Annotated in this window: 20 protein-coding genes and 1 pseudogene; 7 read left to right on the top strand and 14 right to left on the bottom strand. The window is 71.9% G+C overall.

Annotation, left to right across the window (positions count from 1 at the left end; genetic code table 11):
• Nucleotide 1 precedes the first annotated feature (1 nt).
• The 3 genes from ABD401_RS08920 to ABD401_RS08910 form a co-directional block, all read right to left on the bottom strand.
• A complete protein-coding gene (locus tag ABD401_RS08920; protein ID WP_344603756.1) occupies nucleotides 2-514 on the bottom strand; it encodes a SigE family RNA polymerase sigma factor in 513 nt (170 codons plus the stop codon).
• 154 nt (nucleotides 515-668) lie between these two features.
• Complete coding sequence (locus ABD401_RS08915; RefSeq protein WP_344603754.1) at nucleotides 669-1,580, bottom strand: aminoglycoside phosphotransferase family protein; 912 nt, start codon at nucleotides 1,578-1,580, stop codon at nucleotides 669-671.
• The gene (locus tag ABD401_RS08910; protein WP_344603752.1) at nucleotides 1,577-1,963 is read right to left on the bottom strand and encodes an MmcQ/YjbR family DNA-binding protein; all 387 of its coding nucleotides are present in this window, start codon (nucleotides 1,961-1,963) and stop codon (nucleotides 1,577-1,579) included. The genes ABD401_RS08915 and ABD401_RS08910 overlap by 4 nt, the downstream gene beginning before the upstream one ends.
• Before the next feature lie 71 nt (nucleotides 1,964-2,034).
• On the opposite strand from ABD401_RS08910, the gene ABD401_RS08905 reads away from it, so the two are divergent.
• The gene (locus ABD401_RS08905; protein ID WP_344603750.1) at nucleotides 2,035-2,385 is read left to right on the top strand and encodes a DUF427 domain-containing protein; all 351 of its coding nucleotides are present in this window, start codon (nucleotides 2,035-2,037) and stop codon (nucleotides 2,383-2,385) included.
• A gap of 3 nt (nucleotides 2,386-2,388) precedes the next feature.
• On the opposite strand, the gene ABD401_RS08900 is transcribed toward ABD401_RS08905, so the two are convergent.
• Nucleotides 2,389-2,877, bottom strand: coding sequence for an SRPBCC family protein (locus ABD401_RS08900; RefSeq protein ID WP_344603748.1), 489 nt, complete (start codon nucleotides 2,875-2,877; stop codon nucleotides 2,389-2,391).
• The gene (locus ABD401_RS08895; protein WP_344603746.1) at nucleotides 2,874-3,236 is read right to left on the bottom strand and encodes an ArsR/SmtB family transcription factor; all 363 of its coding nucleotides are present in this window, start codon (nucleotides 3,234-3,236) and stop codon (nucleotides 2,874-2,876) included. Before ABD401_RS08895 ends, ABD401_RS08900 begins: the two co-directional genes overlap by 4 nt.
• A 63-nt stretch (nucleotides 3,237-3,299) precedes the next feature.
• Between ABD401_RS08895 and ABD401_RS08890 the strand changes: the two genes are divergently transcribed.
• From ABD401_RS08890 to ABD401_RS08875, 4 genes are all read left to right on the top strand, one after another.
• Entirely contained in the window at nucleotides 3,300-4,826 is a 1,527-nt protein-coding gene (locus ABD401_RS08890; protein WP_344603744.1) for an acyl-CoA synthetase, read from the top strand.
• Nucleotides 4,823-5,929 carry a Gfo/Idh/MocA family protein gene (locus tag ABD401_RS08885; protein WP_344603742.1) on the top strand — a complete coding sequence of 369 codons (1,107 nt, stop codon included), beginning with the start codon at nucleotides 4,823-4,825 and terminating at the stop codon, nucleotides 5,927-5,929. Before ABD401_RS08890 ends, ABD401_RS08885 begins: the two co-directional genes overlap by 4 nt.
• A 162-nt stretch (nucleotides 5,930-6,091) precedes the next feature.
• A complete protein-coding gene (locus ABD401_RS08880; RefSeq protein WP_344603740.1) occupies nucleotides 6,092-6,988 on the top strand; it encodes an alpha/beta hydrolase in 897 nt (298 codons plus the stop codon).
• A 31-nt stretch (nucleotides 6,989-7,019) separates the two neighbouring features.
• Nucleotides 7,020-7,529, top strand: coding sequence for a DUF421 domain-containing protein (locus ABD401_RS08875; RefSeq protein ID WP_344603738.1), 510 nt, complete (start codon nucleotides 7,020-7,022; stop codon nucleotides 7,527-7,529).
• 18 nt (nucleotides 7,530-7,547) lie between these two features.
• Here ABD401_RS08875 and ABD401_RS08870 read toward each other — a convergent pair whose 3' ends face one another.
• The 6 genes from ABD401_RS08870 to ABD401_RS08845 form a co-directional block, all read right to left on the bottom strand.
• Complete coding sequence (locus ABD401_RS08870) at nucleotides 7,548-9,587, bottom strand: hypothetical protein (RefSeq protein ID WP_344603736.1); 2,040 nt, start codon at nucleotides 9,585-9,587, stop codon at nucleotides 7,548-7,550.
• A gap of 100 nt (nucleotides 9,588-9,687) precedes the next feature.
• Entirely contained in the window at nucleotides 9,688-10,794 is a 1,107-nt protein-coding gene (locus tag ABD401_RS08865) for an NDMA-dependent alcohol dehydrogenase (protein WP_344603734.1), read from the bottom strand.
• A 183-nt stretch (nucleotides 10,795-10,977) separates the two neighbouring features.
• Nucleotides 10,978-12,603 carry a PEP-utilizing enzyme gene (locus ABD401_RS08860; RefSeq protein ID WP_344603732.1) on the bottom strand — a complete coding sequence of 542 codons (1,626 nt, stop codon included), beginning with the start codon at nucleotides 12,601-12,603 and terminating at the stop codon, nucleotides 10,978-10,980.
• On the bottom strand, nucleotides 12,600-13,547 hold the full coding sequence (locus tag ABD401_RS08855; protein WP_344603730.1) for a DUF7065 domain-containing protein: 948 nt from the start codon (nucleotides 13,545-13,547) through the stop codon (nucleotides 12,600-12,602). Before ABD401_RS08855 ends, ABD401_RS08860 begins: the two co-directional genes overlap by 4 nt.
• Nucleotides 13,519-14,244 carry a hypothetical protein gene (locus ABD401_RS08850; protein ID WP_344603728.1) on the bottom strand — a complete coding sequence of 242 codons (726 nt, stop codon included), beginning with the start codon at nucleotides 14,242-14,244 and terminating at the stop codon, nucleotides 13,519-13,521. The genes ABD401_RS08855 and ABD401_RS08850 overlap by 29 nt, the downstream gene beginning before the upstream one ends.
• A 176-nt stretch (nucleotides 14,245-14,420) precedes the next feature.
• Nucleotides 14,421-15,140, bottom strand: a complete 720-nt coding sequence (locus tag ABD401_RS08845) for a maleylpyruvate isomerase family mycothiol-dependent enzyme (protein ID WP_344603726.1) — start codon at nucleotides 15,138-15,140, stop codon at nucleotides 14,421-14,423.
• 22 nt (nucleotides 15,141-15,162) lie between these two features.
• Between ABD401_RS08845 and ABD401_RS08840 the strand changes: the two are divergent.
• Both ABD401_RS08840 and ABD401_RS08835 read left to right on the top strand, forming a co-directional pair.
• A pseudogene (locus ABD401_RS08840) lies at nucleotides 15,163-16,545 on the top strand (MFS transporter); the annotation flags it as partial.
• A gap of 17 nt (nucleotides 16,546-16,562) precedes the next feature.
• A complete protein-coding gene (locus tag ABD401_RS08835; RefSeq protein ID WP_344603724.1) occupies nucleotides 16,563-17,069 on the top strand; it encodes a MaoC family dehydratase in 507 nt (168 codons plus the stop codon).
• Between the two features lie 73 nt (nucleotides 17,070-17,142).
• On the opposite strand, the gene ABD401_RS08830 is transcribed toward ABD401_RS08835, so the two are convergent.
• The 3 genes from ABD401_RS08830 to ABD401_RS08820 form a co-directional block, all read right to left on the bottom strand.
• On the bottom strand, nucleotides 17,143-18,390 hold the full coding sequence (locus tag ABD401_RS08830; protein WP_344603722.1) for an NAD(P)H-dependent flavin oxidoreductase: 1,248 nt from the start codon (nucleotides 18,388-18,390) through the stop codon (nucleotides 17,143-17,145).
• A gap of 80 nt (nucleotides 18,391-18,470) precedes the next feature.
• Nucleotides 18,471-19,418, bottom strand: a complete 948-nt coding sequence (locus ABD401_RS08825; RefSeq protein WP_344603720.1) for a PaaX family transcriptional regulator — start codon at nucleotides 19,416-19,418, stop codon at nucleotides 18,471-18,473.
• Nucleotides 19,419-20,957 (bottom strand): AMP-binding protein, encoded by a 1,539-nt coding sequence (locus tag ABD401_RS08820; RefSeq protein ID WP_344603718.1) that lies wholly within the window; start codon nucleotides 20,955-20,957, stop codon nucleotides 19,419-19,421.
• Nucleotides 20,958-21,066 lie beyond the last annotated feature (109 nt).

Below are 21,066 nucleotides of genomic sequence, written 5' to 3'. Positions count from 1 at the left end.
CCTACTCACCCGTTCTCGCGTCGGCGGGGACACCGGACAGGTGCGCCCGCAGGGAGGCCAGGCCCTTGGCGGCCTGGCTCTTGACCGTCCCCGTGGAGATCCCGAGCAGCGCGGCGGTCTGCTCGACGTCGAGGTCCTCGACGTACCGCAGCACCACCACGGCGCGCTGCCGGCGCGGCAGCGTCGCGAGCGCCGCCAGGACCGCCGGCGTGATGCCGTCGTCGTCCGGCGGCGCGGCCCGGTCGGGCAGGGCGTCGGTGGCGCGCTCCCGCCGCCACGGTCGTCGCCGCTCGTCGATCGCGGCGTTGACGACCGCGCGGTGGGCGTAGCCCTCCGGCCCGTCCTCGCGGCGGATCCGGTCCCAGCGCGCGTACACCTGGGCCAGCGCCGTCTGGACGATGTCCTCGGCCCGGTGCCAGTCCCCGCACACCAGGTACGCGACACGCCGCAGCCGCCGCTGCGTGCTCAGCACGAACGCCGCGAACTCCGCCTCGGCATTCCGTTCGGATCCCACCCCGCTGACCTCCTTCGGTCATCCGTCTCTACGGAATGGGTGCCCTCCCAGGTTGCCTCACCGCGCGCCTTGTCAAAAAAGGGTGACACCCCTTACTGCGCAGTAAGGGGTGTCACCCTTTCTTGACACGGGTGTCAGCCCTGGTCAGCCCTGGTCAGCCCTGCACGGCTTTGGCGACGGCGACGCAGCGGGTCAGCCACTCGGAGGCGGCGGGCCCGCCGGCTCCACCACCGAACCGGGCGGCGTCGGCGAGGGCCCAGGCGGCGCTGTGGACGACCCGGACGATCACCCAGGCGCGGGCGCGGTCCTCCGCGAACCCGGCGACGTCGACGAGGGTGTCGAAGCGGCGGCGGACGGCGGCGCGGACCTGGCCCGCGACCTCGTCCCAGCGGTTGGTCAGCATCGGGGCGATCTCGTAGTGGGGGTCGCCGGAGAGCGGCTTGGGGTCGATGACCAGCCACGGGTCGCGGTCGGCGGCGAGGACGTTCTCGTAGTGCAGGTCGGTGTGGATCAGCGTCCCGACGCTCGCGGGGTCGGCGGCGAGGTCCGTCCCCAGCGAGATCGCCTGCTCCACCAGCCGCGGGGGCAGGCCGCCCGGCAACGTCCGCAGTTGCTCGGTCCAGCGCAGCACCTGAGCGGGCAGGGTCGCGAACTGCGGGGGAGCGGGGACGTGGATGCGCCCGTAGAGCTCGCCGACGACCTCGCACGCCTCCAGGTCCCAACGCTCCGTCAGATCCTCCGGGCCGGCGCGCTCCAGCAGCAGCGCGAACCGGTGCGGGTCGGCGCGCAGCAACTCCACGGCACCGGTCCCGCCCCAGTACCGCAGCGCCAGGTGCTCGAGCGCAGCGTCGTCGTGGGGGTACCCGACCTTCAGCACCGCGGCCCGGCCGTCCTCGGTCCGGACCGGGACCACGAGCGAGAGCCGTCCCGCGATCGGGGCGCCGTCGACCGCCAGCGCCCACTCGCCGAGCAGCTCCTCGGCGCGCGCGGGCAGCGCCGCGAGCCAGCCGTTCCAGGGGTCCGTGCCGCCGGCGGGTTGCAGTGCGTCGGGGATGTCGAGCGTCAACGCTGCAGGTACTGCTCGGCGAGCTGGCGCGGGGCGACCGCGAGCCACCCGTCCTCGACGATCTCGCGCAGGAGCTTGGGCGGCGTCGACTTCAGGTGCACGAGGAGGGCGGGGTAATTGTCGAGGTGCGGGATCGTGAACAGCGGACCCGGGTGCGCGGAGAGCAGCGCCTCCTTCTCCCCGAGGTCCGCCGTAGCGACGGCGAGGATGTCGCCGTCCGGGGGAGTCTCGTCGCCGAAGCGCTTGAGGTCCGCCTTGGAGAACGGGCGCACCCAGGCGAACGACTTCTTGCCGACATACCAGGTCCGGTGCCCGAACCGCAGGCCCTCGGTCACCTCGGGCAGCCGGGCGATGACCCTCTCGACGTCGCGAACTGTCGCCATGCGCCGACCGTAGTACGCCCCGCCGGAGGGCGCCGCGGAATGCGCGCCGCCGCCCGGGTCGTTGTCCCCGCATGAGCCGCATCGGTGTCGAGGAGTGCCCGCAGCGCGTCCGGATCGAGGTCGACGGGGTGACCGTCGCCGACTCGAAGCGGGCCCGCGTCCTGCGTGAACGCGGGCTGCCACCGCGCTACTACCTGCCCGCCGAGGACGTTCGCACCGACCTGCTCACGCGCACCGACTCGAGCACCCGCTGCCCGTACAAGGGCACCGCGTCCTACTGGTCGCTGACGGTGGGCGGCCGCATCCACACCGACCTCGTGTGGAGCTACGAGGACCCGATCGCCGAACGCGCCGACATCGCCGGCCTGCTCTGCTTCTACGACGATCAGGTCGATCTCTACCTCGACGACGAGCGGCAGTAGCCCTCAGGCGGCGAGCACCGCGTCGCACTGGCCGACGGCGGAGGACATGCCCTCCTCCATGCCCATCTCCAGGCACCAGGTCATGTTCTCGGCGGTCTCGAAGACGGTCGCGATCGTCATCACCGTCCCGCCGCCGGGGCGCGGGGCGAGGGTCATGCGCATGGTCATGACGGGCATCGAGCGGTCGGGCTCGAGGTCGTCGGTCGCGAAGCCGTTCTCCCACTCCAGGGAATGCGGGGCGTCGACGGCGCGGACGATCCAGTACCCGCAGGACTTGTCGCCCTCCGGCCCGGTCATGACGTAGCGGACGGTCCCGCCGACCGACAGGTCGTGGTCGACGACGGTCGCCGGGTAGGTCGGCGGACCCCACCACTGCTCCAGCCGGCGCGGGTCGTCGTAGAGCTGCCAGACGCGGGGGACCGGGGCGTCGAACTCCGCGGTCAGGGTCATCGTGCGGGTGGTGGCGTCCTTGGTCACGGAGGTGACGGTCATCTGAAGTCCTCGTTGTCGGGGGAGTTGTCAGCGGAAGCGTCGGCGGCCAGGAGGTCCGCCATTCGGGCGACGCGGTCGCGCCACACCAGTTCGAGCCGATCCAGGGCGTCGCGGGCGGCGGCGAGGGCGGCGGGGTTGCCCGCCACCAGGTGCTCGCGACCGCGTCGTTGCTTGGTCACCAGGCCCGCCCGCTCCAGCACGGCCACGTGCTTCTGCACGGCGGCGAAGCTCATCGGGTACTCGCGGGCCAGGGCGGAGACCGAGTGGGATCCGTCCAGGGTGCGGCGGACGATGTCGCGTCGCGTCGCGTCCGCCAGGGCGTGGAAGAGCTGATCCACCTCGGCCTGATCTACAACCATACGGTTGTATATAGACCAGGACCAGCGCCGACGCAAGAGCAACGCCTTGGATAGCGTGCAGCCATGTACCCGGGAACTCATGCGAAGACGACGCCGGACAAGCCCGCCCTGATCGTGGCCGGAACCGGCAGGACCGTGACCTATCGCGAGCTCGACGAGCGCTCGAACCGCCTCGCCCAGTGGTGGCACGCCGCTGGGCTGCGTACCGGCGACGGAGTCGCCATGCTGCTGCCGAACACGGCCGAGGTGCTGGAGATCTACTGGGCGGCGATGCGCTCGGGTCTCTACGTCACCGCGATCAACTTCAACCTCTCCGCGGACGAGGCGAGCTACATCGTCAACGACGCGAACGCCCGCTCGCTGGTCGTGCACGCCGACCTCGCGGACCTCGCGACCGAGGTCGCGAAGCGCTGCCCCCAGCTCGACTTCAAGCTGGCCATCGGCACGGTCGACGGCTACGACGACTACGAGACCGCGCTCGCCGGCAGCACCCCCGAGCCGCTGGCGCACGAGCCCCGCGGCGCCGACATGCTCTACAGCAGCGGCACCACCGGCCGCCCCAAGGGCGTCAAGCTGCCGATCCCCGGCACGCTCGCGGCCGACGACCCGGGCGTGATCACCCCGCTGCTCAAGATGCTGTGGGCCTTCGACGACTCGACCGTCTACCTCTCGCCCGCGCCGATGTACCACGCCGCGCCGCTGCGCTTCTGCGCCGGCGTGCAGTCCCTGGGCGGCACGGTCGTGATGATGGAGAAGTTCGACGCGCAGCGCTCGCTCGAACTCATCGAGAAGTACAGCGTGACGCACAGTCAGTGGGTGCCGACCCACTTCGTCCGCATGCTCAAGCTCGACGAGTCGGTGCGCTCCGCCGCCGACGTCTCCAGCCTCAAGATCGCGATCCACGCCGCCGCGCCGTGCCCGGTCGAGGTCAAGGCGCAGATGATCGACTGGTGGGGCCCGATCGTTCACGAGTACTACGCCTCCACCGAGTCCAACGGCCTGACCTTCGTCACCCCGCAGGACTGGCTCGCCCACCCGGGCACCGTCGGCCGCGCCGCGCTCGGCGTACTGCGGATCTGCCGGGACGACGGCTCGATCTGCGACGTCGGCGAGCCCGGGGACGTGTACTTCGAGCGCGACGAGCTCCCGTTCGAGTACCACAACGACCCGACCAAGACGAAGGGCGCGCAGCACCCCGAGCACCCGACGTGGACCACGGTCGGCGACATGGGGTACGTCGACGCCGAAGGCTTCCTGTACCTGACCGACCGCAAGGCGTTCATGATCATCAGCGGCGGGGTGAACATCTACCCGCAGGAGATCGAGGACGCCCTCGCTCTGCACCCGTCCGTCGACGACGTCGCGGTGATCGGCATCCCGGACCCGGAGATGGGCGAGCGGGTCAAGGCCTTCGTCCAGGCCGCGCCCGGCGCGACGCCCGGCCCGGAGTTGGAGGAGGAGCTGATGGCGTTCCTTCGCGACAAGATCGCCGGCTTCAAGATCCCGCGGGTCTGGGAGTTCCGCGACTCCCTGCCGCGCACCGCCACGGGCAAGCTGCAGAAGGGTCTGCTCAAGGAGAGGACGGCGTGAGCCCCGCCCCTCTGGGTGTCGGCATCGTCGGCCTGTCCGCGTCCCGCGGGTGGGCCGGCACCGCGCACGTCCCGGCGATCCGCGCGATCCCCGGGCTGGAGCTCCGCGCGGCCAGTGCGAGTTCGGCGGCCAGCGGCCAGGCGGCGGCGGAGGCGCACGAGGTCCCGATCGCGTGCGCCGACGCCGCCGAACTCGCCGCGCACCCGGACGTCGACCTCGTCGTCATCACGGTCAAGGTGCCGTACCACGCGGAACTGGTGCGGCACGCGATCGCGCACGGCAAGAAGGTTCTGTGCGAGTGGCCGCTCGGCAACGGCACCGCGGAGGCCGAGGCGCTCACCGCCGAGGCCGCCGAGCGGGGCGTCCACGCCTGGGTCGGACTCCAGGCGCGGGCCACGCCGGCGATCCGGCACGCGGCCGACCTGGTCGCGACCGGCGAGATCGGCGAGGTGCTCTCCACGACGCTCGTCGGCGTCGGCGGGGAGTGGGGCGGCGTGGTCCGTCCCGGCGGCGAGTACCTCATCGACGCGGCGAACGGGGCCACCCTGCTCACCGTGCCGGTCGGGCACGCCGTCGACGCTCTCGCCTGGACCCTCGGCGAGTTCGCCGAGGTCTCCGCCACCGTGACGACCCGTCAGCCGACGGTGCGCCACGTCGAGACCAGCGAGGAGATGACGATGACCGCCCCGGACCAGGTGGCGATCACCGGCACCCTGGCGGGCGGCGCCGTCGTCAACGTCCACTTCCGCGGCGGGAACACGCGCGACCAGAAACTCCGCTGGATCGTCAGCGGGACGAAGGGCGAGCTGGTGTTCGTCGGTGTCCACGGGCACCTGCAGTTCGGCATGGTGGAGCTGTTCAAGGGCACGGGCGACGACAAGATCCTCAGCCCGGTCGAGATCCCCGGCGGCTACGAGCTCGTACCGCACGGTCGGGGTGGCCCGTCGTACACGGTCGCGCAGGCCTACGCCGGCCTGCTCCGCGACCTCGACGACGGCGGTCACCGCACCCCGACCTTCGCCGACGCCCTGCGCCGGCACCGGATGCTCGACGCCGTCCAGACGGCCGCGGACACCGGGACCCGGCAGCGCTGCGCGGACTGAGCGGCGCCTCCGCACGACACGCCGGACCCCGTTCGCCCGGACGGTGGAACTTGTTTCGGGTGAACGCCGGACATTCGGGAGCAACGGGGTCCGGCGCGGGTCCGCGCGCCGCCAGGATTCCCTTCGCCGCGGGGGGTCGCGGCGCGAGGGGGATCCGGGCGGATGTGGCGTGCGCGCGTCGGGACGGCGGTAGTGGCCGCCCTGGTGCTGACCGGACTCGCCACGCCCGGGAACGCCGTCACCGGCGGGTGGCGGCCGGACCCCGAGGCGTCGGTATCGGAGCCCCGGGCGAAGCAGACCACCGGCCGGGCGACCTACCGCTACGGGGACCACGGGACGGCGTCGACCCTCGACGTGTACCTGCCGCCCGCCGCGGTGGGGCGGACCGGCGCGAAGCTGCCGACGGTCGTCCTCGTCCACGGCGGGGCGTGGACGCGGGGGAGCCGGGCGTCGATGGCGCCGATCGCCCGCAAGCTCGCGCGTGAGGGCTACGTGGCAGTGGCGGTGAACTACCGGCTCGCGACGCAGGCCCGCTGGCCCGCGCAGCGCGAGGACGTCGCTGCCGCCGTGGCGTACCTGCGCCGGCACGCCGACCGCTTTCACATCGACCGTCGGCGCCTGGCACTGCTCGGCTCGTCCGCGGGCGGACACATCGCCGCCGCGGTCGCGACCGCGGGGGACGGCCGGGACCGCTTCCGGGGCGTGGTCGCCCTCTCCGGTCTGCTCAACCCGCTGACCGTGACCAAGCAGGCGCCGAACTTCGAGGACGCGGTCGTGCAGGACAAGCTGCTGCGCTGCGACCCGGCCGAGTGCCCGGACCGCTACCGGGACGCGACGCCCGCCGCGGCGCTGAACCGCCGCGACGTGCCGTCCCTGCTGTTCCACTCCGAGGGGGAGGGCCCCTTCGACACCGCACAGGCGCGGGAGTTCGCCGTGAGGTCGCGGGCCGTCGGTGTCCCGTCGACGCTGAAGGTCCTCGCCGGCGACCAGCACGGAGCGGCGTACTGGCCGCGCGTCAGCGAGTTCGTCCTGAGCTGGCTGGCGACCCGGCTGCGCTGACGCCTCGGGCGGGTGCGAAAGAGTTGGCGCCGTGGACTACTCGCTGACCTGGCCGGAAGCCGCCGCCGTCGTCCTGACCGCGATCGGCATGTACGTCGCGTTGCTGGTGCTGATCCGGCTGGCCGGACGGCGCCTCGTGGCCGCGCTGACCGTCTACGACCTCGCGCTCGGCCTGTGCCTCGGCTCGATCGTGGGCCGCTCCATCCTCGGGCACACCCCGTCGCTCCCGGCCGGTGTGCTCGGCTTCGTGACGCTGTTCCTCCTGCACGCGGGAACGCGGCACCTGCTCGGCAACCCCCGCGTCGACCGCCTGCTCGGCGGGGGACCGGTGCTGGTGATGAGGGACGGCCAGGTGCTGGCCGAGGCCCTGCGGGGAGCCCAGCTCTCCGAGGACGACCTGCGCGCGGCCCTGCGCCGGGCGGGCATCGGGTCCTACGCCGACGTCGGCGTCGCGATCGTCGAGCGGACCGGAACGATCAGCATCCTGCGCCCTGGCCAGGCCACCGCCGACGTCCTCACAGGCGTCGAGGGATGGCGCTGACGGGGCGTCAGAGAGTCGTCACTGGTAGGAGATCATCACCGGGACCGGCTCCCGGTTCAGGGTCTCCCGTGGGGTCATGAGCCGGGTGTCCTTCTTGTAGAAGTTCTTCCAGCCCATCCAGATCTCGTCCGGCACCGTGTTGGTGACGATGCGCCAGGTGCCTTCCTTGGCGATCGGCTCGCCCTGGCCGTCCATGTGGATCAGCAGCGCGAGCTCGTCCCGTGAGGTGTCCAGGGCCGATCGGTTCGTGATCATCGTCAGGCTGAACTGGTGCAGGACCAGCAGCTTCTGCGGCAGGTTGTTCTCGGCCGTCAGGTCAGCGAGCCAGTCGATGACGCGGTTGATCTCCGAGGAGTCCACGCTGCCGATCTGGCGCAGGTGCACCTGCCCGGGCTTGAGCCGCCACTCGGGGTCGAGCGCCAGTCCGACGTGCGGGTGCTTGAGCAGCTCGGCGTAGCGCTTGGCCTGCGTGAGGAAGTCCGTGCGACCCGGCTGCAGGTCGAGGATCACGTACATGCCGGCCGCGTCGGCCTGTTCGATCCAGGGCCGGATCTTGTCCAGGCCGGACTCGGCCGAGTAGTCGCCGTCGCTGCCGGGCACGCCCTGCGCGACGGTCGTGATGATCTCGAAGGTGGGGATGACCGGGACGTCGGAGATGCCGTCGTAGAGGTCGGCGATGCCCTTCGCCCGGCTGATGCTGGCCTCGATGCCCTGCGCGCCGAGGACGCCGAGTTCCGGCGCACCCGGGTAGCCGTACATCGCGATCAGCCGCCGGCCCGGGAAGAACACCTGGCCGCCGCCCGGCAGCTCGACGCCGGTGCCGACGACCGCCATGCGGTCCGAGAGCCGCTTCGCGGAGCCGATGTCCCCGACGCCGAGGACCTTCGTCGGCTTCGCCGCGAAGAGCGCCTGCACCGCGCACTTGCCGGCGCGCGGGTCGCCGTTCGTGACGCCGACGACGTTCGCGCCGGCGACGGTCGCCGAGGCCTGCGCGGCCAGGGCGCCGGCGCGCAGGTCCTCCTCGGCGGGAACCAGCACCGCGAGCCCGGACAGCCCCTCCGGGGCCGAGGTCCGCGGCAGGTCGGACGCGTTCTCGACGACCTTCACACCGGGCAGGGCCTCGCGGACCTTCGCCGCCACCGCGGCGTCGGTCGCCAGCACCGCCTCGGGGGAGAGCCGCTGGATCTCCGCCGCGACCGTCGGGTCGAGCGGCACGTTCACCGGAGCCTGCGTCTCGCTCGGGGCCTCCGGCGGGATCTCGGTCGGGCTGTCCGTCGTCCCCGGGGTCGTCGTGTCGCTCGGGGTCGCGGTCTCGCTCGGGGACTCGGTCGGCGTCGCGGTCTCGGTCGGCGTCGCCGTCGCGGTCTCGCTCGGGGCGGGGGTCGCGGTGCCCTCGGCGGGAACGTTCTCCGCGAGCTCGTCGAGGCAGTTGGAGGAGCCGGCGGTCGCGACCGAGAACGACGCCGGGGTCATCGACAGGGACGCGGTGGCGGTCTCCTCCGACCCCTCAGAGTCGGCCTCCGACTCCGAGGGCGTCGCGGTCGGGCTCGCGGTCGCGGTCGGGCTCGCGCTCGGGTCGGCGGTGGGGACCGCGCTCGGGGGCGGGGCGGCGCAGTCGGCGGTGTCGGTCTCCAGGGAGACGGCGGCGGCGGTCGGGGCGCTGGTCGGGGCGGCGGTCTCGCTCCCGGTCCCGCCGTCCCCGGTGAGGTCGGTGACCAGGACCGGGGCGCCCACGTCGCGGCCGGCCCGGGTCGCGTCGGCGAGGCCGGGGCCGGCCGCGGGGCCGACGACCACGACCGGGGCGGAGGTGAACAGCGCGGAGCTGACCGCGACCGAGACCTCGGCCGGGGTCTCGGCGTCGACGACGGTCGTGCAGCCGTCGGGCAGCTTGACCGCGGCCGCCTTGCCCCCGCCGGGGGCCGGGGCGCCGGTCGCGCCGGGGGAGCCGTCCTTGTCGTCGTCGCTGCTGCAGCCGGCCGCCAGGGCGACGAGGGCCAGTGCCGCGGTGGCCGCGGTCAGTCGAACCCGGCCCGGACCACGGCGCAACCGTGCAGACATGCGAACGCCCCCGCTTCCCCTCGGCCCGTCCGGGCCGAAACCAAGATCACCAGTATTGGGGAGGCGGGGGCGCCGCGCCGGTATTTGCGGTGGCTGCCGCTCAGAACCGGATCACGCCGCGCAGGTTCTTGCCGGAGAGCATGTCCGCGTAGCCCTGATTGATCTCGTCGAGGGAGTACTCGCGGGTGACGAGCTCGTCGAGCTTGAGCTGCCCGGCGCGGTACATCTCGAGCATGCGGGGGATGTCGTGACGCGGGTTCGAGGACCCGAACAACGAGCCGAGGATCTGCTTCTCGTAGAGCGTGAGCTCGAACAGGTTGGTCTTGATCTCCATCTGGTCGGGGTGACCGATGGCGGTGACGACGACCTTGCCGCGCTTGCCGACCAGCGACAGCGCCGGCGCGATGTAGTCGCCCTCGGCGACGTCGGTGGTGATGACGCAGATGTCGGCGAGCTGGCCGCGGGTCAGTTCGGCGACGACCGTCCACGCCTCGTCGACGTCGGAGACCGCGTGCGTCGCGCCGAGCTCCATGGCCTTCTCGCGCTTGAACTCGACCGGGTCGATGGCGACGATGTTCCGCGCCCCGCCGATCCGCGCGCCCTGGACGGCGTTGATGCCGATGCCGCCGATGCCCATGACGACGACGGTGTCGCCCGGCTTCACCGCGCCGGTGCGGACGACGCTGCCGAACCCGGTCGGGACGCCGCAGCCGACGAGCGCGGCCTTCTCCAGCGGGATGTCGTCGTCGATCTTCACGACCGACTGGTCCGGCACGACGGTGTGCTCGGTGAAGGTGCCGAGCAGGCACATCTGGCCGACGTCCTCACCGCGCGCGTGGAACCGCCAGGTCCCGTCGAGCTGCGGGCCGAGGATCAGCGCCGCGCCGCTGTCGCACAGGTTCGTCATGCCGCGCGCGCAGTACGAGCACTTCCCGCAGGAGGGCAGGAAGCTCATGACGACGTGGTCCCCGACCTCGACGTCGGTGACGCCCTCGCCGACCTCGGTCACGATCCCGGCGCCCTCGTGCCCGCCGAGCACCGGCAGGGCGATCGGGATGTCGCCGGTGACGAGGTGCTCGTCCGAGTGGCACAGCCCGCTCGCGACCATCTTGACCTGCACCTCGTGCGCGTTCGGCGGATCGAGGTCGATCTCCTCGACCTCCCACTTGCCGCCGAGCTCCCAGAGCACTGCTGCTCTCGTCTTCATCCCGCTCCTCACTCACTCACCGGTGGTGTCGGAACCGATAACACCACCTCGGAGGCCCCCGCTCCAGGGCGGGGGACCCAACACCCCACCCCTCGGTTGTGCCCCGACCCCAGTGGAGATGACATCTCCACTGGGAGGGGCTGATGTCGATGGAGATGTCATCTCCACTGGAAGGGGAGGGGGTCAGGCGGGTTCGGTCTGGCGGATCGTGACGACGCCGGTGGTGCCGTTGACGGTGAGGTGGGCGCCGTCGGGGATGTCCCGGGTCCCGGTGAGCGTGTTGATGACGCAGGGGACGCCGAGCTCGCGGGCGACGATCGCGCCGTGGCTCATCTGCCCGCCGGTGTCGATGACGAGGGCCTCGGCGACGAGGAACAGCGGTGTCCAGCTCGGGTCGGTGGTGCGGCAGACGAGGATGTCGCCGGGCTCGAGGTCGACGGCGGCGGGATCGAGCGCGACGCGGGCGCGGCCGGTGACCTCCTCGTCGCCGAAGACGCCGATGCCGGTGATCTGCTCGACCCCGGCGACCGGGGCGTCCGACGCCTTCGGGGTGGCGACCTCGGCGGTCGGGTTACCCGTCCAGGCCTGGGGGACGTCGAGGGTCTGGTACTGCGCGTGGTTCGCCTTGCGCTCGGCGACGAGTTCCTGCTGCGGGGTGCTGACGCCCGCGATCAGTTCGGCGTAGGTCAGGAAGAAGACGTCGTCGCGCGCGTCGAGGAAGCCCGTCGCGACGAGGTCGTCGCCGAGCACGCGAGCCGCGCAGCGCGCCCCGTCGATCGCGTGGAGGAAGCCGGCCTTGCCGACCTCGCGCATCGGGATCAACGAGCGTCCGAGCTTGAGCAGCAGCTTCGCCTTGGAGCGCTTGCCCCGACCGAGGGCGGCGAGCAGGTCGGCCTCCGTGGCCTCGCGGCGCGCGATCTGCGCCGCCTCCTTCGCCTTGGGGTGCGCGACGGACGCGCTGCGGTACTGGTCGATCATCCGCTGAACCGGCTTGGGGTCCTCGCGCCAGATCGTGCTCGCGAGGTTGCCCTCGTCGGGCCCGTGGTAGCCGTGGCGGGCGAGGAAGTCGTCGAGCGAGAGCTGGTTCTGCGCGACCTCCCACAGGTCGCCCATCAGCTCGGTCTCCTCCATGGAGCCGTAGCCGGTCATCAGGTCGGCGGCGCGGTCGCGGCTGCCCCACGCCGACTGCGCGAGGGCCTCGATCTGCTCGGCGATGCCCTGACCGATCAGGGTCATCGACGCGTGCCGCTCACCGACGCGGATGAACTCCTCCGCCGAGCGCTTCAGCAGCGCGATCGCGGCGGCCTGGTCCTTGGGCGGGGACACGATCACCGACTGGTGCCACCACTGCCGCTGGTCGGCGAGGATCGGGCGCAGCGTCTTTGCGGCCCACCGTGCGCACAGCGGCAACTTCACCGCGACGATCGGGTACCGCCGCTTGCCCGCGGAGTCCTTCTTCCGGGCGCCCTCGGGACGGCGCTCACCGAACATCTGCTCGACGACGGCGTCACCGGAGGTGCCCGGCATCGCCTCGCCGATCAGCCACATCGTCCGCACGTTGCCGGCCGGGCGGCCGAAGAACGCGGCGGCGAACTTCTCGTCGACCGACGTGGGCATCTTGAGCTGGCTCCGCGGAAACACGCCCATGCGCCCGAAGGCGCGGCGCACGGAGATCTCCATGACGTAGTCCCAGTACGTCCACCCGAGCGGGGTCTGCACGCCCTGGATCGCCTCGGCGAAGTTCGCCCGTGACCAGCGGGTCGTGGGGGAGGAGGTCGCGTGGACCGGGTTGTCGGACGCGGAACTCATGTGCGGGTGCTCCATCCGTTGTGCAGGGCGGCGCGCACGGCGAGACCGATGTCCCGGGTGCCGGCGCGCGGGTTGGTGGACAGCTCGAAGTCGCAGTAGCCGGTGCGCCCGTCGTCGAGGATCACCTCGCACAGCGAGTCGACCCAGACCACCCCGTGGTTGCCGGTGACCACGCCGTCGACGACCGTGCACCGCGCCGACAGTGACGATCCGTCAGCCAGCGTCCAGTGCACCTCGCCGCCGCGGTGGGTGAGGGCGTCGACCTCCATGTACGCGAGGACGTCGACGTTCGTCGCGAGCACCAGCTCACCGTCGCGGACGACGTACCCGATCTGGACGACGCTGTTGTCGGCCGCGTGCCAGGCCATCGAGCCGAACGAGAGCTCGGGGCCGATCGTCCCCGAGACCCAGCGGTGGGACAACAGTTGGTCCCAGCGGCGCGGACCCCACGAGTGGTCGCGGTGGCAGAGGCCGTCGATCTCGTAGCTGCGGCCCTGCAGCACCGCCGTCCCGCGCACCCGGCCGGAGGTCTCGTAGTGGTGCTTGGCGAAGTCCTCGACCATCGACCCGCCGGAGGGGAAGAAGTCGGTGAGGTCGTAGAAGTTCTCCATCACGAGGTCGAGCTCGAGTCCGTCCTCCTTCACACGCAGGCGGGGCCGGCCGTCCTCGACGTCCCACGTGCTGCCGCCGGCGCGAAAGCCGCGTGGCGTGTCGGGGGCGAGCAGGGGGACGCGCTCGACGCGGCGGTACCGCGCCTCGCGGTCGAAGACGAAGCAACACAGCGCGGAGGTGTCCTGGGGGACCTCCTGCCCGATCCGGTGAACGCCGCCCACGCCGGCCGCCGGGTCGAACCAGTGCAGGAAGACGCTCTCCTGCCACCAGGGATCGGAGCCGGGCGCGTGGTTGCCCTCGTCCTCAGGCGTGTACCGCAACCCGCCGCCCATCGGTCGGCACCTCCTCGCCGCGGTCGGTGTCGATGGCGCGGACCGTGGCCCACCACATGACGAACATCCAGACGAAGAAGTCGACGGCCACGACCCAGAACCCGACGATGCCGTTCCACGCGAACGGACCGTCCTGGAAGAACGGCGTCAGCACCCCGAGCGTCAGCCCGAGCGCGCAGTACAGGTTCAGGTAGCCGATCCAGCGTGGGTACACCGCGCCGTCCCCGGAGAGCACCACGGTGGCGATCGCCATGTTCTGGAACACCGCCGGCGCGACCGCGCCGAGGATGAAGAACCACGCCATCGCGTTCATCGTCGACACGACGTCGTCGCTGCTGCCGTCGTAGAAGGAGATCGCGAGCCAGATGGCCGCGGCGATCTGGATGCCGAGGACACCGACGGCGCCGCTGAGCAGCTGAGCCCAGGTCATGACCGGCCGGGCGGTGCCCTCGATCCGGCGCAGCTGGCCGGCGATCGCGACGGTCGGGAAGACGAACACCGCCCCGCCGAAGAAGAACATCGCCGCCGCGATCCGGACGTTGTCCTGGTCGCGGAAGTTGTTCGCCAGCTCCTCGAACGACCCGTCGGGGGAGAACGGCGGGACCCACCCCGCCACCGCAAACGCGCCGCCCACGAGGACGAAGAACAGCCCGGTCAGATGGATGCACAGCTTCTGCGCGAACACATTCGGCCCCATGACCGTGCCCAACCTCCGTGGGATGACGTCCCGCAGGGGGTCCGTGTCAGCCCTCAGGCGGGCTGACAAGCGCCCGCAGGGGACGTCATCCCGCGGGCGTTTCTGTAACAGACTTTCAGTATTGAACATCCGCTACAGATAGTCCAGACCCGGTGTCCGACAGACAGGGAGGCGAGCTACGGCGCGAGGGCCTGGGCGAGGACCTCCTCGGCGGCGGCGCGGGAGCCGCCGAGGCGGAGCCGGGGATCGTCGAGGACGGTCCGGCCCCAGACCAGGAGGAGCAGCGCCTCCGCGGGACCGGCGACCTCGGCGTCGGCCTCGGCCGGCGGGACGGACGCCGTGCCGTCCCCGGCGAACACGACGGGCGCGCCCTCGTCCGGGGTCAGGCGCAGGGTCCGGGTCAGCGGCGGGATCCGACCGAGGGAGACCTGGCGCGGGAAGAACATGTCGGCGACCTCGTGGACGCCGTCCACGGCGAGTGCGGGATCGATCGGGCCGGGCGCGCCCTGCGAGGCCTCGGCGTCCCAGCGGTGGACGGAGGTCTCGTGCGCCTGCCGGCGCAGCCAGAACGCGACGCTCCGGTCCGTGCCGAACGACCAGCACGGGGTCTGCGGGTCGGCGGCCGCGAGGGTCTCGTGGAGGGCGTCCGCGCCCTCGCGGAACCAGGCGACGATCGCGTCGCGGTCCGAGGGCAGGTCGGGCTCCTCGATCGGCCCGGGTCCGGTGACGATGGCGCCGCGGGCCCAGCGGTGGATGCCGCCGAGGTGTGCGGTCAGTGCGGTGAGGTTCCAGTCCGGGCAGGCCGGGACGGGGGCGTCGAGGTCGCCGGTCTCCAGGACACGCGCGAAGGCATCCGCCTCCGCGCGGAAGAACGAGACGAAGTGCGCGGGCGTCATGCCGTCAACCTAGGGCTGTGTCATGGTGAGAGCGATGGAACCGCCCGCCGACCGCCGTGTCGAGAGGTCCGGCCCGGAACGTGTCCTGACGCCTGCCCTGGTCGCGGCCTGCCTGGGCTACTTCATGGTCATCCTCGACACGACGATCGTGAACGTCGCGCTGCCGCCGATCCGCGACGACCTCGACACCAACCTCGCCGGCCTGCAGTGGGTGGTCGACAGCTATCTCGTCGTCCTCGCGGCGGGGATCCTCACCGGGGGCGCGCTCTGCGACCGGTACACCGCGCGGACGGTGTTCCACGTCGGCATCGCGCTGTTCACCCTCGCCTCGCTCGCCTGCGGGCTCGCACCGACGACGGGGACGCTGATCGGCGCCCGGGCGCTGCAGGGTGCGGCGTCGGCGTTGTGCGTGCCGTCCTCGCTCGCCCTGGTCCGTGCCGGGTACGCCGACCCCGGCCTGCGCCGGCGGGCGATCGGGCTGTGGGCGTTGATCGCCGCCTTCGGCGCGGCCGCCGGCCCCGTCGTCGGCGGCCTCGGCGTCGAGGTGTGGTCGTGGCGGTCGGTGTTCCTGGTCAACGTGCCGTTCGGACTGCTCGTGCTCGCGCTGACCGCCCGTCACGTCCCGCGCGGGCAGGGCATCCCGCGCGCCCTGGACGTGACCGGGCAACTGCTCGCCGTCGTCACCCTGGGCGCCCTGGCCGTCGCGTTGATCGAGGGTGCGCACGCGGGGATCGAGCCGGTCGTCGTCGCGGCCGCCGCCGTGTTCGTCGTGGGCGCGCTGGCGTTCCTCGCGGTGGAGACCCGGGTCCCCGAGCCGATGCTGCCGCTGCACCTGTTCCGCGAACCGGCGGTCGCGGGCGGCGCGGTCATCGGCGTCCTCATCAACTTCGGGTTCTACGGCCCGCTGTTCGTCCTGACGCTGTACTTCCAGAACGAGCGGGGGATGTCTCCGTTGGAGGCGGGCTTCGCGCTGCTGCCCCAGGTCGCGGGGATCATCCCGGGCGCGGCGTCCTCCGCCCGCTGGAGCGCCCGCGCCGGCGGCCCGACGGGCACTGCGTGCCTCGGCATGTTCCTCACCGGGACCGGCATCGCCGCGACGATGCTCGCCGGCGACGTCCCCTACGCCGTGCTGGTCCTGACGTTGACGGTCACCGGCGTCGGCATGGGCCTGACGATGCCCGCGGTCACCGCCGCGCTGACCGACGCGGTGCCGGTGCACCACGCGGGTCTCGCGGCCGGAGTCATCAACGCCTCGCGGCAGACCGGCAGCGTCATCGGCATCGCGGTGCTCGGCGGGCTCGTCGGTGCCGGCGACGACGTCGTCCTGCAACTGCGATACGCGCTCGGTGTCGCGGGGCTCGCGTTCTTCGTCGCGGTGATCCTGGCCGCTACGTGTCTGCACCGGTCCGCCAAACTGGAGCCATGGTCTCCCGCCCCGCCCCCACCACCCGCGCCCTCGGTCCCGACTTCGAGGCCCCCGTCGACGACCGGTTCTTCGAGGACTATCCCGTCGGAGTCGCCTTCACCTACGGCTCCCTCGGGCTGACCGAGGACGAGATCGTCGAGTACGCGATGCGCTTCGACCCGCAGGCGATCCACATCGACCCGGACTACGCGAAGCGCGGCCCGTTCGGCGGCATCATCGCGAGCGGCTGGCACACGTCCGGCCTGTGCATGCGGATGTTCGCCGACCACTACCTGACGCACAACGCGAGCCTGGCGTCCCCGGGAGTCGACGAGATTCGCTGGCCCGCGCCCGTCCGCCCCGGCGACGAGCTCCGCCTGCGGGTGACGACGACCGAGGCCCGCCCGTCCCGCTCCAAGCCCGACCGCGGCCTGATCTTCAGCTTCGGCGAGCTGCTGAATCAGGACGCCGTCGTCGTCATGTCGATGAAGGCGATGAACATGGTCGCCCGCCGCCCCGCCTGACCGTTCGGTCGTGAGAAAAGGGTGTCACCCCTTACTGCGCAGTAAGGGGTGACACCCTTTTTTCACGACGGGGTCAGCGGCGCTTGCGGCCGAGGATCGCGGCGGCCTCGGTGGCCATGTCGCGCACGATCTTCCCGGCGGGTTCGACGGAGTCGATGATCTCGCTCGACTCCGAGCCGGCGAGCAGGCACATCTCGTCGAAGTCGCCCTCGGACAGGCGCGTCGGGATGATGACGCTGAACTTCGGCATCGCGTAGGGGATGCCGCCCGGGACGGTCCACGGCATCAGGCGAGCCGTGCCGACGAACGGGGCCGGCGGCGGGGGCACCGGGATCTGATCCTCCTTGCCCTTCCACTCCGTCAGGACGCGGTTGACGATCGAGCGCGTGTACGCGTGGGGGAACTCGGGGCCGAAGATCGCGGTCGGGGTCGTCTGGCTCCAGCCGTCCTTCACCGCGATGACGCGGCGCATGTACTCGGGATGCGCGAACGACTCCTTGCTGACGGCGAAACGGGTCCCGACCCAGCCGCCGTCCGCGCCCTCCGACAGCGCGTTCGCGAGCGTGCGCCCGTCCGCGATGCCGCCGGAGCCGAGGACCAGGACGTTCTTCGGCACCGCCTTGCGGACCATCGGGACGAGCTCGGAGCGGTGCAGCGGGTCGCCGTCCTGGAACCCGCGCACGTGCCCGCCGCCCTGCTTGCCCTGGGCGATGAGAACCTCGGCGCCGTACTCGGCCGCCTCCAGAGCACCCGCGACGCTGCCGACCTGCGCCCACTGCGGGATCTTGGCGTCCTTGAGCTTCCGGACCCACCGCGCCTCGGGCTTCGTCCAGTACCAGACGACGAAGTCGACCTTCTCCTCGATGACGACGTCGATGTGCAGGTCGTTGACCGACCACGTCGCGTTGCGCGCCATGTGTTCGTCGTCGGCCTCGTAGCCGGGGGTGTACAGCGTGCTGTTCGCGAGCGGGAAGTACACGAAGTCGACGCCGAACGGGCCCTTGGTCAGCGCGCGAGTCTCCTGGATCTGCTTGCGCATGCCCTCCGGGGTCTCGGGCATCGGCCCGAGGCAGCCGAGGCCGCCGGCGTTGGTGACCGCGGCCGCGAGTTCGGGCGTCGCGTAGAACGCCATGCCGGCGTTCACGATCGGGTAGGTGATGCCGTACTGCTGCGTCAGTCGGGTCCGCAGCGACGCGGCGCCCCTGGCCGCGTCCGGCGCGGGTGCGGCCGCGGCCACGCCCGGCGTCAGCAGTCCGGCGCCGGTGCCCAGGCCTGCGCCGCCGATCAGCTGCAGGAGTCGACGTCGTCCGAGCTCACCCATGGCGCCTCCCGGCCGGGCAGACATGACACACCAAACCGCGAAGTTGGTGCGATCTGCGTATCGAATCCGCGGTCAGCGGGTCATGTCAAGAGGGCGCGGGCCGCGGCGAAGCGTCCGGTGTACGCCGGGTCGACCGGCGCGACCTCCAGCCCGGCGGCGGCGACGACGCTCTCCAGGTGCGCGTCCGCGGGCTCGGCGAGGGCGGCAAAACAGGTGGCCGCGACGGCGTAGGCCTGCTCGCCGACCCAGCCCGTGGGCCACAGCTCGGCGGGCAGTTCGGGCTCGCGGAGCACGACGCGGCGGTATGCGTGCACGAGCAGAGTCCGCGTCAGAAACGCGTCCTCGGGGTCCATGTCCGGGGGAGTGCGACCGTCGAGCGACTCCGCGAGCGGGCCGAACCGCCGCAGGAACGCCTTCCACGCCGGCTCGAGCTCCCGCAGCCCGCCGGTCAGCGCCCGCGCGAGGTCCTTGGTCGAGCGGCCGCCCGGGGCGACCTCGCCGCGGAAGACCGCGACGTGGTCGGCCAGGCCGAGGTCGGCGAGCAGCTGCTGCAGCTCCTCGGTCCGGTCGAGGGGGCACACGTGCACCGGCGGGTTGAGCGAACCGAAGCCGAGCCAGGCGAGCTGCTGGCGCAGCGCCGTCCGCTCGCCCGTCGGCAGCCCCGGCGACTCGACGGCGACCGTCCACCGCCCGTCCCACGGCGTCGCGGTGCGGGGGTAGTAGATCCGGCGGTCCGCCTCGCGGAACTCGTTCCGGGCCGCAGGCGCGATCGAGTAGAAGCTCAGGCGCCCGTCGCGCCGGTTGACCACGAGGCCGTCGGTGACGAGCCGCTGCAGCGACGTCCGGACGAGCCGGTCGTTGATGCCGAGCGGCTCGACCAGACGCGACAGCGTCCCCAGCCACACCTCGCCCCCGCGCGGGGCGACGGAGTCACCGAAGATCGTGACCAGGAGCGAGCGCGCGCTGGCATCGGGTTCGCGGCGGAACCGTCGAACCAGCAGCGCGCAGCGATCCTGAGCCTCCGTCATTCAGTTCACCTGGCGTCCGCCCAGCTCCTTCCAGTACGGCTCGCGCAGTTTGAACTTCTGGATCTTGCCGGTCGCGGTGCGCGGGATCTCCTTGCGGAACTCCACCGACGTCGGCGCCTTGTAGCCGGCGAGGCGCTCCTTGCAGTGCGCGATCAGCTCGGCCTCGGTGACCTCCGCGCCCGGCGCGAGGACGACGAGCGCCTTGATGGTCTCGCCCCACTTCTCCGACGGGACGCCGATGATCGCGACCTCCGCGACGGCCGGGTGCGAGAAGAGGGTGTCCTCGACCTCGATCGAGTTCACGTTCTCGCCGCCGGTGATGATGATGTCCTTCTTGCGGTCGCCGATGGTGAGGTAACCGGCCTCGTCCATCGAGCCGCCGTCGCCGGTGTGGAACCAGCCGTCCTCGATCGCCTCGGCCGTCGCGTCCGGGTTGCGCCAGTACCCGGCCATGACGACGTTCGAACGCGCCAGCACCTCGCCGTCGTCGGAGATCCGCAGCTTGACGCCCAGGGCCGGCTTGCCTGCGCGGGACATCTTGCGGGCCTTCTCCTCGCCGGGCGCGTCGTCGTCCGCGGGGTCGGGGACGTTGACGGTCAGCAGCGGCGCGGTCTCGGTGAGGCCGTAGATCTGGTTGAACTCCCACCCGAGCTCGTCGCCGATGCGCTGGATCGTGCGCGACGGCGGGGGAGCGCCGGCCACGACGATCCGGACCCGGTCGCGGCCAGGGACCGGGTCGAACTCGGGCGCCGCGTCGAGCGTCGCCGCCCAGACCGCGGGGGCGCCGCACATGATCGTGACGCCGTGCCGCTCGACCCGGCGCAGGATCTCGGCGCCGTCGATCTTGCGGATGACGACGTTGGTCGCGCCGAGGCCCACGGTCGCGTAGGGCATGCCCCAGCCGTTGCAGTGGAACATCGGCAGCGTGTGCATGAGGACGTCGCGCTCGTACAGGCGGACGTGCATCGAGAACGTCACCGCGTTGATCCAGATGTTGCGGTGGGTCAGCTGGACGCCCTTCGGCGATGCCGTCGTGCCCGAGGTGTAGTTGATCGTGGCGGTCGCGTCCTCGTCGGGTGCCGCCCACGGGCGCGGCTCGACGCCGAAGCGCAGAACCGATTCGCTCTCCTCACCGAGGACGAAGCGGTGCCGTGCGCCCTTCACGTCCTTCAGGTCCGCGTCCAGCTCGGGGTCGACGAACAGGACGTCGGCCTCGGAGTGGTCGACGATGAACTGCACCTCGTGCGGCCGCAGCCGGAAGTTGATGGGGACGCAGATCCGCCCGGTGCCGGGCACCGCGTGCAGCAGCTCCTGCAGTCGTGCCGAGTTGTGGCTGACGACCGCGACACGCGCCCCCGGCTCGACGTCGAGCGCGTCCAGACCCGCCTGCCACGCCCGCACCCGCTCGCCGAACTGACGGTAGGTCGTGGTCGCCACCGGCGCGGCGGGCTGGTCGGGTTCGTCGACGATCGCGGTGGAGTCCCCGAAGGCGGTCACCGCCCGGTCGAGGAAGTCGGACACGATCAGGGGAACGCGCATGCGGTGCCTCCACGGGCGTCGTACCGGGGGTGTGCCCCACCGAAGTTAGTCCGTCCGGTCGCCGTCGTCTCGTGCCACCCACCCGGTGGAGTTCCGACGTCCCTGATGC

Origin of the sequence: Sporichthya brevicatena, assembly GCF_039525035.1 — a bacterium.
In the GTDB taxonomy this organism is placed as follows: Bacteria; Actinomycetota; Actinomycetes; order Sporichthyales; family Sporichthyaceae; genus Sporichthya; species Sporichthya brevicatena.
Note: the sequence above shows the minus strand (reverse complement) of the source record. Positions and strands in the feature narration are given on the sequence as shown.

Bases quoted from the DNA above. Each gene is read 5' to 3' on its own strand.
- ABD401_RS08860 (WP_344603732.1), bottom strand. From the start codon at position 12,603: ATGAGTTCCGCGTCCGACAACCCGGTCCACGCGACCTCCTCCCCCACG.
- ABD401_RS08905 (WP_344603750.1), top strand. From the start codon at position 2,035: ATGAGCCGCATCGGTGTCGAGGAGTGCCCGCAGCGCGTCCGGATCGAG.
- ABD401_RS08880 (WP_344603740.1), top strand. From the start codon at position 6,092: ATGTGGCGTGCGCGCGTCGGGACGGCGGTAGTGGCCGCCCTGGTGCTG.
- ABD401_RS08870 (WP_344603736.1), bottom strand. From the start codon at position 9,587: ATGTCTGCACGGTTGCGCCGTGGTCCGGGCCGGGTTCGACTGACCGCG.
- ABD401_RS08910 (WP_344603752.1), bottom strand. From the start codon at position 1,963: ATGGCGACAGTTCGCGACGTCGAGAGGGTCATCGCCCGGCTGCCCGAG.
- ABD401_RS08890 (WP_344603744.1), top strand. From the start codon at position 3,300: ATGTACCCGGGAACTCATGCGAAGACGACGCCGGACAAGCCCGCCCTG.
- ABD401_RS08900 (WP_344603748.1), bottom strand. From the start codon at position 2,877: ATGACCGTCACCTCCGTGACCAAGGACGCCACCACCCGCACGATGACC.
- ABD401_RS08895 (WP_344603746.1), bottom strand. From the start codon at position 3,236: ATGGTTGTAGATCAGGCCGAGGTGGATCAGCTCTTCCACGCCCTGGCG.
- ABD401_RS08825 (WP_344603720.1), bottom strand. From the start codon at position 19,418: ATGACGGAGGCTCAGGATCGCTGCGCGCTGCTGGTTCGACGGTTCCGC.
- ABD401_RS08835 (WP_344603724.1), top strand. From the start codon at position 16,563: ATGGTCTCCCGCCCCGCCCCCACCACCCGCGCCCTCGGTCCCGACTTC.
- ABD401_RS08845 (WP_344603726.1), bottom strand. From the start codon at position 15,140: ATGACGCCCGCGCACTTCGTCTCGTTCTTCCGCGCGGAGGCGGATGCC.
- ABD401_RS08855 (WP_344603730.1), bottom strand. From the start codon at position 13,547: ATGGGCGGCGGGTTGCGGTACACGCCTGAGGACGAGGGCAACCACGCG.
- ABD401_RS08865 (WP_344603734.1), bottom strand. From the start codon at position 10,794: ATGAAGACGAGAGCAGCAGTGCTCTGGGAGCTCGGCGGCAAGTGGGAG.
- ABD401_RS08820 (WP_344603718.1), bottom strand. From the start codon at position 20,957: ATGCGCGTTCCCCTGATCGTGTCCGACTTCCTCGACCGGGCGGTGACC.
- ABD401_RS08850 (WP_344603728.1), bottom strand. From the start codon at position 14,244: ATGGGGCCGAATGTGTTCGCGCAGAAGCTGTGCATCCATCTGACCGGG.
- ABD401_RS08830 (WP_344603722.1), bottom strand. From the start codon at position 18,390: ATGGGTGAGCTCGGACGACGTCGACTCCTGCAGCTGATCGGCGGCGCA.